The following is a 15077-nucleotide window of genomic DNA, read 5'->3' as shown; positions in this document are numbered from 1 at the left end:
TCAACCGATCAAGATGCTGACGTATTTTACCAGGATGAATGGTATAAGATGACGTTCTCAAATTGGAAAACGCCTCTAATTGAAGTGCTTGATTCGGATTCAACTCCTTCTTCTTGCATGAACACAACTGGAAGATAAGAAGAAAGAGAAGTGAAAATTTGAAGAAGACTTTCAAAGTCTAACTATCTGATAGAAATCTTTCTAACCGTTTTACCTACCTTGACAATGTAACAACCCTTGGGTACATTGAGTTCGTATCGCTTATCCTGACTATCAACCTTGACACTCATTAAGCAAACTCCCGTTACATTATATACTTGCAATACTTGTCCATTAGCACCACTGATATGCAAAACAGAGCCTGAGACAGAAATGGAAACACTCTGAATATCATTCTCGATGATTTCCATTGACTGACCAGCTTGCACCGACAAAGGATACGCCATGAACAATGCTGCAGCGAATGTTATAGAAAGTATCTTTTTAACCATATTATGTCTACCATTTGTGTTCACTTCAAGGCAAAGATAGTTATTTATACGCAATCTTCAAGGATGAGCCTTAAATATTATTGTGCATTTAACTCTATTTAACATCGAAAATCATTTCTTCGGCTGTCAAAAAGCTGTTTGGGAATATTTTCTGCGCTTCTCGCAGAATCACGCTCTCATCATCATACCGCGCGCTATAATGCCCCAACAGCAATTTTCCCACTCCCGCATCAAGAGCCACCTGGGCAGCCTGTGCGGCCGTACTGTGATAATATAGCTTGGCGCGGGCCTCATGTTCCGAATCGTAAGTCGACTCATGGTACAACACATCAACGCCCTTTACCAGCTGGTGGAGCGTTGGGATGTACCGCGTGTCACTGCAATAAGCATAGCTACGCGGTGCCGCAGCTGGATAGGTCAGTCGACTGTTTTTCACCAATTCGCCCTCTTCCGTGGTCCAATCGGCACCATTCTTGATGTTGTTGATTTGCGAAATAGGGATTTGATAGCAATCAATCATATCCCGACGGATATGTGGCAAGAGCGGTTTTTCCCTAAACAGGAACCCACAACAGGGCACTCGATGCTCCAAAGGAATGGATGCTACCGTCAAACTTTTATCCTCATAAATCACCTGATGCTGGGTGGTGTCAACAGCATGGAAGACCACTTCAAACTCAAGGCCCTTGCAAAACATGTCCATTTGCATCTGAAGCATCCGCTCAAACTCGCATGGCGCATAGACATGCAGCGTAGCCGTACGACCCAACATGCCGAAAGTGGAAATCATGCCAATCAGTCCCAGACAATGATCGCCGTGCAGGTGACTGATAAACACCGCTTGAACTCGGGTGAAACTCACCCTGGAACGGCGCAACTGCACTTGCGTACCTTCGCCACAGTCGACCATGAAAAGTTTCCCGCGTATGTCGACCACTTGCGAAGAGGCATTGTGTTTGAGCGTGGGCAACGCGCTGCCACAACCTAAAATATGTATTCTAAAGGGTTCCAATGCCTCTGATTATTGTTGTCTTCTGTAGGCAAAGATGCCTTCATTGTTCTCCAGATAGAGGCTGTCGGCGCCCAAGGTGTTCACGCTGAAGGTGTCTTTATTCAGCAACAATTTACCGTTGAGAATCTTCCAAGTTGTCCATGGATTGCTTTCTGCCTTGACGAACGACTGCACGCCTCCACCCTCTTGTATCTCAAAGTTCTTATCCAGACTCGACCACTTGCCTAAGAGCGTGGTGAGATTGATGACTTTCTGCGCCACTCTTTCACCGTTTACCTGAATGCCCACGATAGCCAGTCGGTCGCCAACCATCAAACCTCCCTGAACATCAGAGATAACGTCGCCATCGGAGTTTAACATATACATCAGCGTATCGCCGGCATCTGATATAATCTGCAGCGTGTGCATCGCCGTACCATCCCCGCATACGCCATATACAGTAGAATCGTTATTGGTTTCTTCCACTGAGGCAGCGTCTTTATCTGCAACTTGCTTGGGCTTACGGTCCACACATCCCATCACTAAAAACGTGGTCAAAGCAACAACCACTAAGCCTTTCATACTCTTTTTCATGATAATCTATTTTAATATATTCTATTTCTTTGATTTCCAACCTGTTGAACGAATTAACAAAGAAGTGTTTTATTCGACTTTGCAATTCCTATGCTATTGGGCACTAAACTCAATGACTTTGAAGCCCAAACTCAATGACTTTAAAGCCCAAACTCAATGACTTTGGAGTGCAAAGTCAATGACTTTCATTTGCAGTCGTTTTACATACGTTATTTTTAGTCTAATGGGTTGCATTCCTTTCCATCATCTTTGCTTCCACCCATAGTTTATCCATTTCTTCCAAGCTTATGTCAGTCAACTGTTTGCCTTTCTTCAACGTTTGCTGCTCGACATAGTTGAAACGACGAATAAACTTCTGGTTAGTCATTTCCAAAGCGTTCTCTGGATTCAGATGATACAGGCGTGCGGCGTTGATGACGGAGAAGAGAAAATCACCGAGTTCACTCGTTGCCTTCTCTTGACTATGCTGATTCAATTCCACCTCCAACTCATTCAACTCCTCACGCACCTTATCCCATACGTCTTCTCGCTGTTTCCAGTCGAACCCAACGTTGCGGGCTTTGTCCTGAATGCGGTAAGCCTTGATAAGTGATGGCAGCGAATCGGGCACACCCGAGAGCACTGTTTTGTTTCCATCTTTCTCTTTTTGCTTGATCTGTTCCCAGGTTTGTTCCACCTGTTGCTCCGTTTTAGGGTTGTCGGTCGGTGCGTCTTCTTCGGCCGTTTTTCCCTGTTTGGGATCACCCTCCCATCCTGTCCAGTCGATGAACGGATGACGAAACATCAGCTTGTCGGCCTGCTTGTTGCATACATCCGCCAAATCGAAGTCATGCGTCTCCTCCCCTAAGATGGAATAGAACAGCACATGTTCCATGACATCGCCCAACTCCTTGCAAATGTTTTTCTTATCGTCGTTCAAAAGCGCGTCACAAAGTTCGTAAACCTCTTCTATCGTATTGGGTCTGAGGCTCTCATTGGTCTGCTTTCTGTCCCAAGGACACTCTTTTCGCAATCGCTCTTGGACATCGAGCAAACGACTAAAAGCCGCCAGCTTTTCTTCTTTCGTGTGCATATAGGTGTATTTTATTACGGCAAAAGTAATCATTTTCAATTGAATTTTCGTAATTTTGCAACGATTTATACGAATTTATTATTTAAGCAGAAATACATCAAATGGAATTAGCAAGTAAGTATGATCCCAAAGAAGTGGAATCAAAATGGTATGAGTATTGGCTGAATCACAAACTTTTCAGTTCAAAACCTGACGGACGCGAACCTTATACGGTTGTCATACCTCCACCCAATGTCACTGGCGTTTTGCACATGGGGCACATGCTCAACAATACCATTCAAGATATCTTGGTGCGCCGCGCCCGCATGGAAGGCAAGAATGCCTGCTGGGTACCGGGTACAGACCATGCGTCGATTGCCACGGAAGCCAAAGTGGTGGCACGCCTCAAAGAACAGGGCATCAACAAGACTGACCTTTCAAGAGACGAGTTTTTGAAGCATGCCTGGGACTGGACGCACGAACACGGCGGCATCATCCTGAAGCAATTGCGTCGACTGGGCGCTTCTTGCGACTGGGATCGCACGGCGTTCACCATGGACGAGAAGCGTTCGGAGAGCGTCATCAAGGTGTTCTGTGACCTGTACAACAAGGGGCTCATCTACCGCGGCGTGCGCATGGTGAACTGGGATCCACAGGCTCAGACGGCCCTCAGTGACGAGGAGGTGATTTACAAGGACGAACATTCCAAACTGTATTACCTGCGCTACAACGTTGTGGAAGAACCCGGCAAGTATGCCGTCGTGGCGACCACGCGTCCAGAAACCATCATGGGCGACACGGCCATGTGCATCAATCCCAACGACCCCAAAAACCAATGGCTGAGGGGTAAGCACGTCATCGTGCCACTCGTAGGCAGGGAGATTCCAGTGATAGAAGACGACTATGTGGATATCGAGTTCGGAACGGGCTGCCTCAAGGTGACGCCAGCGCACGATATCAACGACCACGCCTTGGGTTTGAAACACGGACTGCAAACCATTGACATCTTCAACGACAACGGTACCCTCTCGGAGGCGGCCGGGCTGTATGTGGGCATGGATCGCATGGAGGTGCGCAAGCAAATTGCCAAAGACCTGGAGAAAGCGGGATTGATGGAAAAGGTGGAAGACTATGATAACAAGGTGGGCTATTCTGAGCGCACGAACGTGCCCATTGAGCCGAAGCTGTCCACACAGTGGTTCCTCAAAATGCAGCACTTTGCCGATCTGGCCTTGCAGCCAGTGATGGACGATGACATACAATTTTACCCATCAAAGTATAAGAACACCTACCGCCACTGGCTGGAGAACATCAAGGATTGGTGTATCAGCCGTCAGCTATGGTGGGGACACCGCATACCAGCCTACTACTTCACGGTAAACGGCAAGCAAGAGGTTGTGGTGGCCAAGAGTGCGGAAGAAGCGCTGGAGCAGGCCCGAAAGAAGGACAATGCGGTGACCATGGAGCAGTTGGAGCAAGACAGCGACTGTCTGGACACCTGGTTCTCCTCATGGCTGTGGCCTATCTCACTCTTTGATGGCATCAACCATCCCGACAATGAGGAGATAAACTACTACTACCCCACGGCTGACCTGATTACCGGTCCCGACATCATCTTCTTCTGGGTGGCACGCATGATCATGGCCGGATACGAGTACAAGGGGCAGATGCCTTTCAAGCATGTGTACTTCACGGGCATTGTTCGTGACAAACTGGGGCGTAAGATGAGCAAGAGCCTCGGCAACTCTCCCGACCCCATCTCGCTGATAGACCAATACGGAGCCGACGGTGTGCGCATGGGTATGATGCTCAGTGCGCCGGCTGGTAACGACATTCTCTTCGATGAAAGCCTGTGCGAGCAAGGTCGCAATTTCAACAATAAGATTTGGAATGCCTTTAGATTGGTAAAAGGATGGGAAGTGGTTGACGGCGAACAGCCCAATGCCTGCAAACTGGCAACGGCCTGGTTCGAGGCAAAACTGCGCACCACAAACGAAGAAGTGAACGACCTGTTTGCTAAATATCGTATCTCTGAAGCCCTCATGGTGGTGTATCGCCTGTTCTGGGACGAGTTTTCCAGTTGGTATCTGGAAATGGTCAAGCCGGCCTACGGCACCCCCATTGACCGCACAACCTACGAGGCTACCTTGAAATACTTTGATGTACTGCTCAAGATGCTGCATCCCTTCATGCCATTCATCACCGAAGAACTGTGGCAACACCTGTACACACGCGCTGAAGGAGCATCGATTATGCGCGAGAAGTTGCAAATCGCAGAGCCTACGGACGCTGACAGGACGCTGACAGAAGACATCGAAAAAGTAAAACAAATCGTGAGTGGCGTGCGCACCGTACGCAACCAAAAGAACATTTCACCTAAGGACGAACTGCAGCTCATCGCCATCTCCAACAACAACCATGCGGTCTATAACGACATCATCACCAAGATGGCCAACCTGAAAGGCATTGAGGTGACGGGAGAAAAGCCGGCAGACGCAGCCTTGTTCATGGTGGGTACCGATGAATTTGCCGTGCCGGTGGGCAACTTAATTGACGTAGCGGCCGAACTGAAGAAGCAGGAAGATCAGCTCAAACATCTTGAAGGATTCTTGGCTGGTATCAAGAAAAAGCTCGCTAACGAGAAGTTCGTGGCCAATGCACCAGAAGCTGTCGTGGCTTTGGAGCGTAAGAAACAGAGCGACTCGGAGGAGAAAATAGCCTCGTTGCGCCAATCAATAGCAGAGTTGAAGAATAAAGTATGATGATGAATAGCAGGAAACGATTGTTTTGGTGGGTGATTCTGGCTTGCACGATGATACTCTCTTCGTGCAACGAGGATGAGCCTGTAAACGTTGACGACTTTAATAAGCAGACCATACTGGTTTACATGCCTTGGTCAGGCGATTCGAAAGTCAGCGGGCTGTATAACTTTTTCAAGGAAAACCTGGACAGCATTGAGTCGGGAATAAAAGCCAAGAAAGGGCTGAAAGGCTCACGACTAGTTGTTTTCCTCAGTAAATCGGCCACTGAATCGGAATTGTACGAGGTGAAATATGAGAACAAGGAATTTGTACACCAACCCATCAAGACCTATTCGGGGAATGCATACACAACAGCAAGCGGTATCGCAGAAATCATCAACGACACCAAGTCGGCTGCTGAAGCCTTGAACTATGCCATGATTATCGGGTGTCATGGAACGGGTTGGACTTACAAGACCAACTGGAAGGACTACCCATACCAAGCGAAGAAATACAACTTCATGACGCGGCAACGCGTGACCCAATGGGAACGGACACGCTTTTTTGGCAGCGTGAACGACCTGGAAAACTATGCGACAGACATCGAAGTGCTGGCTGAGGGCATTGCCCTGACGGGTACTAAAATGCAGTATATCTTGTTTGACGACTGTTACATGGCCAACATCGAAACGGCTTACATGCTGAAAGACGTATGTAATTTCTTAATTGGGTCGACCTCAGAAGTCATTGCTATCGGCATGCCTTACGCTTCCATGTGGGGCAGTTTGGCCACACCAGTACCCAACTATGCCACGGCAGTAAACAAGTTTCATGAGTTTTATTCAAACTATCGGGTGGCCTCTGGAGCCATTGCCGTGATTGATTGTCGTGAAGTAGATGGTCTGGCCAACATCATGCGAGACATCAATGCCGCCTATACCTTAGACGACAGACAACGAGACAGCATCCAAGTACTGGATGGTTTCAAACCAAACATCTTCTTTGATTTGGGCGACTACGTGGACAAGCTGTGCCAAGACGAAAGAATGAAAGCAACGTTCAAAGCCCAATTGGCCAAGGTTGTACGCAGCAAGAGCGTGACGGATTCAATCTATTCGTATATCTATCCTTACGAAAAACCCAAGTTTATCAAGATTAAAAACTTCAGCGGAATCACCATTTCCGACCCAACCCTGCATGTTGCACCATCGCGAGGATTGCAGCAAACAGGCTGGTGGAAAGCAACACATTAGGTTATCGCCTTACGTCTTCTCAAGAACAGTTTCGCTTTTGCGAAAGTTCTGCAATCAACAGAAAAGCGCTAACCCGTGCGTGGAGAATTCTTTCGAATTAGAAAGAATAGGAAAGTCCAACAGACAGGTATTCCTTGTACATGAAGTAGCCATGATGATCGTCGCGCTTACGACTGTCGTCAAACCGCGGATATACGTACAGGTTGGTGGAGAGGTACTTGGTAAACTGTACCGTGAGCGTATTCTCCCACTCCATTTCGGTACGTTTGTAGGAGGTATAACCGTACAAACGCGTCTTCCATCGAACCATATCAGAGAACTTCCAGGTGAGATCAATGTTCAAACTCGAACCATAGTCGTCTACATAATGTTTACCTTTTTCGATACCAAATCTTGTTACCAAATCTTCACGTCCCACATAACGATAATGGTAGGCAAACGGAGCTATGTTGACATTTCCCTTGAGCTTGCCCTTGAACCAGTCGACGTTGTATCGCATACCCAGGGATAATTCAACGTTCAACGGAGAGAGGAAATCGGAGTACACGCGCTCGTCGTTGTTACGATAGCCACGCATGAACTGAGTGTTGGCAATAAGTTGCAAGGAATAGTACCATCTCTTGGAGGCTTGCAGACCAAAACTGCTCGTATATCTGATATCGTCAGTATGAGTTTTAAGCGCATGCAAAGTATCACTCTTGGAGGTTTGGAAACCTAATTTCATCTCCAGCTTATTGTCCCATTTCACTTTCTGTTTGTTGTTGTAATTGGCATTCAGCGTCACGGTACCCAGCATCGAATAGTTGCTCTCGCCGGCCTTGTACCAGTTGCCTGATACATAGTTTTGCAGGAATTGAAGATAGCCATCACCGGAGAATTTCCAGAAATTAGGTTTTTTGATGACTACGTCTACTGGAACAGGTAAAGCTTCGGTGGGTGTGGGTGCCACTTTCTCTACGATGGCGGTCTTCGTCTTGATGGTTGCATCTTGACTTGTTGAGACCAGGCCTTGCGCATCGAGACGTGTCTGCGTGTTCCGAACGAGATCAGGACGCTTCAAATAAACGCGGAGCAAAGCTCTCTCCAACGTTTCGTTGAACATAGAATTGGTTACGGGGTCTTCGGACAGCCGGAACTGATTGTGGCTGATGTTATGGTAAAACGTCATGGGCAAAAACAATCTCGAGTATTTGCCATTCTTGTCATTGAGCAAACTGTTCAATGACGCATTAACCTTCTGCAGCGAATCAAGCTGCATCTTATAGTTTTTCAGTGAATCTGTATACGTTTTTACGATAGGAGCAACGGTATCCACAGGATGGTGTATAACACCACGTAAACTCTCCCCATAAGCATTCATGGCAAGAGCGGACAAGAACAATAACGCTGTGCTTTTAAATTTCATTTTATGAATTGTTTTGTATGGTTGCAAAGGTAATAATAAAAAATGACAGTTGCTTGTTTGTTTCGCAATTTTATGCTAACTTTGCAACTTGTATTTTTGTGACATTTAACAAATAAAATATCATATCGTGGCTGAAACAAAGTATATATTCGTTACGGGTGGTGTAGTCTCATCACTTGGTAAAGGTATCATTTCATCTTCTATCGGTAAGCTTTTACAAGCAAGAGGTTACAACATTACCATTCAAAAATTTGATCCTTACATCAACATCGACCCCGGTACACTCAACCCTTACGAACATGGAGAGTGCTATGTGACGACCGATGGAATGGAAACAGATTTGGATTTAGGCCACTACGAGCGCTTTACTGGCATACAAACCACCAAGGCTAACTCGCTGACAACCGGTCGCATCTACAAGGCGGTGATTGACAAAGAACGCCGAGGAGACTACTTAGGTAAGACCATTCAAGTGGTTCCGCACATCACAGACGAAATCAAACGAAACGTGAAGCTGTTGGGACAGAAGTATCACTATGACTTTGTCATCACAGAGATTGGCGGTACAGTGGGCGATATCGAGTCAACACCTTTCCTGGAAGCTATCCGTCAATTAAAATGGGAACTGGGTAAGAACGCTTTGAGCGTACACCTCACATACGTTCCTTACTTGAAAGCTGCGGGAGAATTAAAGACTAAACCGACACAGCACAGCGTGAAAGAACTGCAAAGTATTGGTATACAACCCGACGTACTGGTGTTGCGCACCGAGAAGCACTTGAAAGATGATGTTTTACACAAGGTGGCTTCGTTCTGCAATGTGGATTTTGACTGTGTGATTCAGAGTGAAGATTTACCAAGTATCTACGAAGTTCCGGTGAACATGCAGAACCAGGGGCTGGATGTAGCCATTCTTAAAAAGATGGGATTGGAAGTAAAAGAAACTCCAACCCTTGGTCCATGGAAGAGTTTCTTGGAGCGAAGAAACAGAGCGAAGGAAGAGGTTCACATTGGCTTGGTTGGCAAATACGACCTTCAAGACGCTTATAAGAGTATTCGCGAGAGCCTTTCACAGGCTGGCACCTATAACGACCACAAGACTGTATTGACGTTCATCAACTCAGAAAAGGTCACTGAAGACAACGTTGCAGAAATGTTGAAAGGGCAAGACGGCATTGTTATTTGTCCTGGATTCGGGCAGCGAGGCATAGAAGGTAAGCTGGTTGCGGCTCATTATACACGCACACACGACATCCCTACCTTTGGCATTTGTCTGGGTATGCAGATGATGGTGATAGAATTTGCACGCAATGTTCTGGGCTATGATGATGCCAACAGTAGAGAGATGGATGAAAAGACAGAGCATAATGTCATTGACATCATGGAGGAACAGAAGAACATCACCAACATGGGAGGTACGATGCGTCTGGGTGCTTACGAATGTCAACTGAAACAAGATTCACGCGTGTTCAACATCTATCGACAGGAATTCATACAAGAACGTCACCGTCACCGTTTCGAGTTCAACACCGCTTTCATCAAAGAATTCGAGAAGGCGGGCATGATGTGCGTAGGAAAGAATCCTGAAAGTAACCTCGTTGAAGTGGTAGAAATACCTGGTTTGAAGTGGTACATCGGTACACAGTTCCACCCAGAGTATCAGAGTACGGTGCTCAAACCACACCCTTTGTTCGTCGATTTCATCAAGACAGCTATTCAAAATCAGAAGAAATAATCAAGAAATGGATAAAAATACTATTACCGGACTCGTGCTGATGGGTCTGCTGCTGATTGGGTTCAGCTGGTGGTCGCAACCCTCTTCCGAACAAAAGGCAGAAATGATGCGCCAAGACTCCATTGCTGCGGTCATGAAGCAAAAGGCAGAAACCAACAAAAAGAACGCGGAACTCAAACATTTGGCTGAACTGAAAGCCAAGCAAGAAGCTGACACCACAGCTCTTTTCCATAAAGCCTTACAGGGTGAAGCACAGGATATCGTTTTGCAAAACGAGAAACTGCAACTCACTTTGAACACCAAAGGGGGAACGGTGACCAAAGCTGTGATTAAGGGATTCGAAGACAGAGAAGGAAATAAAGATGTAACGTTGCTGGATGAAAAGGTTCATCAGTTGAACTTCACCCTATCCACCAAAGACACGAACATCGCTACTCAAGACCTGTTCTTCCAACCTTCGGCACAGACAGACTCAACCGTTACGCTCACCGCCAATGCGGGTCAGGGAAAGTCTATGGTACTGACTTATAAATTAGGACCAAACTATCTTCTGCACATGTCCATGCAAGTGAATGGAATGAACGGTCTTTTTGCGCCAGATACGAAAGTCATGAACGTGAACTGGAAAGACAAATGCAGACAGCAGGAGAAAGGTTTTACGTTTGAGAATCGCTATTCAACCCTTACTTATCATGAGGAAGATGGCGGCACAGATAAGCTAAGCGAGACTTCAGAGAAAGTAGATGAGCAAATCGATAAGAAGATTGACTGGGTTGCTTTTAAGAACCAGTTCTTCTCAGCTGTGATGATTGCCAAGCACGACTTTAATACTGGTGCCTTGTTGACCAGCATTCCTCAGCAGAAAGGCAGTGGCTTCTTGAAAGAGTATGAAGCGAAATTGAAGACATTCTTTGACCCAACTGGGCAAACACCATCTGAATTTGAATTCTATTTCGGGCCAAATGATTTCCGTTTACTCAACCGAGTTGAGCAACAGAGTACTTTCAATAAAGACCTCGAATTGCAGAGATTGGTATATCTTGGTTGGCCATTGTTCCGCATTATCAACCGTTGGTTCACCATCTATGTATTCGATTGGCTATCTAAATGGTTCCCCATGGGCGTAGTACTCATCTTAATCACCTTATTATTAAAGGTCATTACCTTCCCAATGGTTAAGAAGAGCTACATGAGTTCGGCCAAGATGCGTGTCTTAAAACCAAAACTCGAGGCTGCCACGGCACAATACAACAAGCCTGAAGACCAGATGCAGAAGCAACAAGCCATGATGGCAGAATATTCCAAGTATGGCGTGAGTCCACTTTCGGGCTGTCTGCCGATGCTCATTCAGATGCCTATCTGGATTGCCATGTTCAACTTTGTGCCAAACGCTATTCAACTACGTGGAGAAAGTTTCCTTTGGATTAACGACTTGAGTACCTACGATCCAGTGATTGAATGGAACAGAAACATTTGGCTCATTGGTGACCACCTGTCATTGACCTGTATTCTTTTCTGTGTGGCCAACGTGCTCTATAGCTGGATGACCATGCGCCAACAGCGCGATCAGATGGTGGGACAGCAAGCCGAACAAATGAAGATGATGCAATGGATGATGTATCTCATGCCAGTAATGTTCTTCTTCATGTTCAACGACTATTCATCAGGTCTTAACTTCTATTACTTTGTTTCACTGTTCTTCAGTGCAGCCATCATGTGGACTTTGCGTAAGACGACCAACGATGAGAAGCTGCTTAAGATTCTCGAAGCAAGATATGAAGAGAACAAAGCGAACCCGAAGAAGCTAAGTGGTATGGCGGCTCGCTTGCAAGCCATGCAGGAACAACAGCAAGCCATGCAACGCAAAAGAGAAGAACTCGAAAGAAAAAAACGTAAATTATAATAAGGATGAAAAAAACAACACTCCTTTTAGCAACTGTCGCCCTCTTGTTTGGCGGCAGTTTTGCAAATGCACAGAACACCGTGAAAGATCAAAACGCAACATTCAAAGTGGGCAGTGACCTCATGACACCAGAAGCCTTATGGGCCATGGGACGCATTGGTGGCGCCACAGCTTCACCAGATGGCAAACAAGTTGTCTACCAAGTAGGCTACTACAGTGTGAAACAAAACAAAAGTCAGCAGATGCTATTCGTCATGGATGCAGACGGAAAGAACAAACGTCAGCTCACAACAGGACAGCAAAGCGAGACAGACGGCGCATGGATTGAGCAGGGACGACGCATCGCTTTCATCACAGGAGGCCAGCTTTGGTCAATGAATGCCGATGGCAGTGACCGAAAACAACTCACAAACAGCAGCGTGGACATTGAGGGATTCAAGTTTTCACCAGACGAAAGAAAAGTCATCCTCATCAAGTCACTTCCCTATCACGGCACCATCCAAGCCAATCCAGCTGACCTACCACTGGCTACAGGGCGACTTGCTACAGACATGAACTACCGCCATTGGGACCACTATGTTGAAACAATTGCACACCCTTTCGTGGCAGACTACGACGGTTCAAGCATCAATGAAGGCGTAGACGTTTTACAAGGCGAGCCTTTCGAGTGCCCAACCGCTCCTTTCGGAGGGACCGAACAGCTTGCTTGGAGTCCTGATTCTAAGTCCATAGCCTACACTTGCCGTAAGAAAGAAGGCGTGCAATACGCCATTTCCACCGATACAGACATCTACTTATATGATGTTGCTACACGCAAAACCAAAAACCTTTGCAAGCCATCTGGCTACAAAGAACCTGCCATCGATGCCACGAAATCGATGAAGAATCAAGCGGTGAATCATCAACCAGGCGACATGAATGTAGGTTACGACACCAATCCTCAATTCTCTTCCGATGGCAAATACATTGCTTGGCAGAGCATGGCGCACAATGGTTATGAGAGCGACCGCAACCGATTGTGCGTTTATACCCTTGCAAATGGAACGAAAAACTATGTCACCGAGCAGTTTGACAGCAATGTTGACGCATATTGCTGGGGCAATGACAACAACACATTCTACTTCATTGGCGTATGGCATGGCAAGACACATGTCTATCAAACCAACCTGAAAGGCCAAATCAAACAACTCACTGACGGACAATACGACTACGGTAGCTTGCAGCTGTTGGGCCGTAAGGGACAGCTACTCGTAACGCGCCACTCGATGTCACATCCAGATGATTTGTTTGTTCTCACTCCGTCAAAGAAGGAGAAGCGTTCACAAGTGACACAAATAACAGATGAAAACAAGCATATCTTTGATCAATTGGCCATTGGAAAAGTTGAAGAGCGTTGGACAAAGACAACAGATGGCAAAGATATGCTCAGCTGGATCGTTCTTCCTCCACACTTCGATGCCAACAAGAAATACCCTACTCTGCTGTTCTGTGAAGGTGGTCCGCAAAGCCCAGTCAGTCAGTTCTGGAGCTATAGATGGAACTTACAAATCATGGCAGCACACGGCTATATCGTTGTTGCACCCAACCGTCGTGGTCTTCCGGGCTTCGGTTCGGCATGGAACGAAGAGATTTCTGGCGATTGGACAGGACAATGCATGAACGATTATCTATCGGCCATCGACGACGCAGCTAACAATCTTCCCTACGTTGATAAAGACCGATTGGGAGCTGTTGGTGCCTCTTTCGGTGGATTCTCGGTTTATTATCTTGCCGGTCATCATGACAAACGATTCAAATGTTTCATCTCTCACGACGGCGCATTCAACCTCGAGAGCATGTATACTGACACCGAAGAGGCCTGGTTCTCCAACTGGGAATACGAAGATGCCTACTGGAACAAAGACCAAACAGCCAATGCAAAGCGCACATACCAGAACAGTCCTCATCAGTTTGTTGACAAATGGGACACGCCTATTCTCTGCATTCATGGTGAAAAGGATTATCGTATCAACGCCAATCAGGGCATGGGAGCCTTCAATGCTGCCCGTTTGCGTGGCATTCCAGCCGAACTACTCATCTTCCCCGATGAGAACCACTGGGTGCTGAAACCACAAAATGGCATTCTTTGGCAACGCACTTTCTTCAACTGGTTAGACCGCTGGCTGAAGAAATAATGCCCTTGTGCCAACTCGTCAACTAAAAAAAACTTTAAAACTCAATAACTTAAAAACTCACGATAATGGTTGAAACATTTCAAAAGAAACTGAGTGACTCTCCAGCATGGCGCTGGACTGCCCTGGTATTACTGGCATCGGCAATGTTCTTTGCCTACATCTTCGTTGACATTCTGTCGCCTTTACAAGAATTTTTACAAACACAACACGGTTGGGATCCTATTGCCTACGGCCGTTTTGCGGGCTCTGAACCATTCTTGAACGTATTTGTATTCTTCCTCATTTTCGCAGGTATCATCCTGGATAAGATGGGTGTGCGTTTCACAGCCATCCTTTCAGGTGCCGTCATGGTGGTTGGTGCTTCCATCAACTATTACGCCCTGACAGAAGGTTTCGAAGCAAGCAGTCTGAAAGTATGGTTTGACAACAATTTGAACCTGCCGCTCTCGGCCTGGAATGTTACACCATTTTATGATGGTATGCCAGCCTCAGCCAAGCTATCTGCCATCGGATTCATGATTTTTGGTTGTGGTGCCGAAATGGCTGGCATTACGGTTTCGCGTGGTATTGTAAAGTGGTTTAAGGGTAAAGAAATGGCGTTGGCCATGGGAATCGAAATGGCTATTGCCCGTGTAGGTGTCGCCGTGGTAGTTATTGCATCGCCAGCCATCGCCTCTATCCATCCAATAGACGTTTCACGGCCAGTCGCTTACGAGCTTCTTTTACTGATTATTGGTTT

General features: G+C 46.5%; 11 protein-coding genes. 6 read left to right on the top strand and 5 right to left on the bottom strand.

The features are described 5' to 3' along the window. Positions 1-182 precede the first annotated feature (182 nt). From HMPREF0650_RS12290 to mazG, 4 genes are all read right to left on the bottom strand, one after another. Complete coding sequence (locus HMPREF0650_RS12290; protein WP_040563438.1) at positions 183-491, bottom strand: T9SS type A sorting domain-containing protein; 309 nt, start codon at positions 489-491, stop codon at positions 183-185. Between the two features lie 94 nt (positions 492-585). After that, positions 586-1503 (bottom strand): ribonuclease Z, encoded by a 918-nt coding sequence (locus tag HMPREF0650_RS12285; protein WP_004351201.1) that lies wholly within the window; start codon positions 1501-1503, stop codon positions 586-588. 9 nt (positions 1504-1512) lie between these two features. Continuing rightward, a complete protein-coding gene (locus tag HMPREF0650_RS12280) occupies positions 1513-2076 on the bottom strand; it encodes a lipocalin-like domain-containing protein (RefSeq protein ID WP_004351200.1) in 564 nt (187 codons plus the stop codon). A 220-nt stretch (positions 2077-2296) separates the two neighbouring features. Further along, complete coding sequence (gene mazG, locus HMPREF0650_RS12275) at positions 2297-3148, bottom strand: nucleoside triphosphate pyrophosphohydrolase (RefSeq protein WP_040563436.1); 852 nt, start codon at positions 3146-3148, stop codon at positions 2297-2299. Between the two features lie 101 nt (positions 3149-3249). Between mazG and HMPREF0650_RS12270 the strand changes: the two genes are divergently transcribed. Both HMPREF0650_RS12270 and HMPREF0650_RS12265 read left to right on the top strand, forming a co-directional pair. Then, the gene (locus tag HMPREF0650_RS12270; protein ID WP_004351196.1) at positions 3250-5889 is read left to right on the top strand and encodes a valine--tRNA ligase; all 2640 of its coding nucleotides are present in this window, start codon (positions 3250-3252) and stop codon (positions 5887-5889) included. Then, a complete protein-coding gene (locus tag HMPREF0650_RS12265) occupies positions 5889-7121 on the top strand; it encodes a clostripain-related cysteine peptidase (RefSeq protein ID WP_004351195.1) in 1233 nt (410 codons plus the stop codon). Before HMPREF0650_RS12270 ends, HMPREF0650_RS12265 begins: the two co-directional genes overlap by 1 nt. A 97-nt stretch (positions 7122-7218) precedes the next feature. Here the strand turns inward: HMPREF0650_RS12265 and HMPREF0650_RS12260 are convergent, their stop codons facing one another. Further along, positions 7219-8526 (bottom strand): DUF3078 domain-containing protein, encoded by a 1308-nt coding sequence (locus HMPREF0650_RS12260; RefSeq protein ID WP_081454894.1) that lies wholly within the window; start codon positions 8524-8526, stop codon positions 7219-7221. Positions 8527-8653: 127 nt separating this feature from the next. Here HMPREF0650_RS12260 and pyrG point away from each other — a divergent pair, with 127 nt between their 5' ends. From pyrG to HMPREF0650_RS12240, 4 genes are all read left to right on the top strand, one after another. Then, entirely contained in the window at positions 8654-10261 is a 1608-nt protein-coding gene (pyrG, locus tag HMPREF0650_RS12255; RefSeq protein ID WP_004351193.1) for a CTP synthase, read from the top strand. A gap of 7 nt (positions 10262-10268) precedes the next feature. Further along, positions 10269-12164, top strand: a complete 1896-nt coding sequence (gene yidC, locus HMPREF0650_RS12250; protein WP_004351192.1) for a membrane protein insertase YidC — start codon at positions 10269-10271, stop codon at positions 12162-12164. Between the two features lie 5 nt (positions 12165-12169). After that, complete coding sequence (gene dpp5, locus HMPREF0650_RS12245; protein ID WP_004351191.1) at positions 12170-14338, top strand: dipeptidyl-peptidase Dpp5; 2169 nt, start codon at positions 12170-12172, stop codon at positions 14336-14338. Positions 14339-14403: 65 nt separating this feature from the next. Then, the coding region (locus tag HMPREF0650_RS12240) for an MFS transporter (protein ID WP_004351190.1) at positions 14404-15077 on the top strand (674 nt) is incomplete at its 3' end.

It is taken from the genome of Hoylesella buccalis ATCC 35310 (assembly GCF_000177075.1).
GTDB classification, from domain to species: Bacteria; Bacteroidota; Bacteroidia; order Bacteroidales; family Bacteroidaceae; genus Prevotella; species Prevotella buccalis.
Note: the sequence above shows the minus strand (reverse complement) of the source record. Positions and strands in the feature narration are given on the sequence as shown.